Below are 475 nucleotides of genomic sequence, written 5' to 3'. Positions count from 1 at the left end.
GCCCAGGCACCAGAAGCCACGCCCATTAGTGAAACGCTTCATGGTGAGCGTGTTATCCCGGTGCTTTTTGCCATACCACGGGGCCAGCGCCAGCAGCGACGGAATATCACGAATAGTCGGCTCAACGTGGGTTTTCATAAAGTTCTCGGCATCACCATCCGTCGGCAACCAGATAAGGGTGTTGCGCTGCTTATGCTCTATAAAGTAGGCATAAACACCCAGCAGCATTTTGGAATAACCGACACGGGCAGACTTCACCACATTCACCTCACGGATGTAGTCGCTGCCCATCGCATTCATGATGGCCCGCTGAAAGGGCAGTGTTTCCCAGCGCCCTTCCTGGTATGCGGATTCTTTCGGGAGATAGTAATTAGCATCCGCCCATTCAACGGCGGTCTGTGGCTCCGGCCTGAACAGTGAGCGAAGCCCGGCGCGGACAAAATGCCGCAGCCTGTTAACCTGACTGTTCGATATA

General features: G+C 54.5%; 1 protein-coding gene. It reads right to left on the bottom strand.

Translation table 11 applies throughout. The features are described 5' to 3' along the window. Positions 1-475, bottom strand: a 475-nt coding sequence (locus J0A66_RS21650) for a phage terminase large subunit family protein (protein WP_206575929.1), incomplete at both ends; no start/stop codon positions are given.

Origin of the sequence: Bowmanella dokdonensis (assembly GCF_017254865.1) — a bacterium.
Lineage (GTDB): Bacteria > Pseudomonadota > Gammaproteobacteria > Enterobacterales > Alteromonadaceae > Bowmanella > Bowmanella dokdonensis.
The sequence above is the reverse complement of the archived record's forward strand: the minus strand, read 5'-3'. Positions and strand labels throughout refer to the sequence as shown.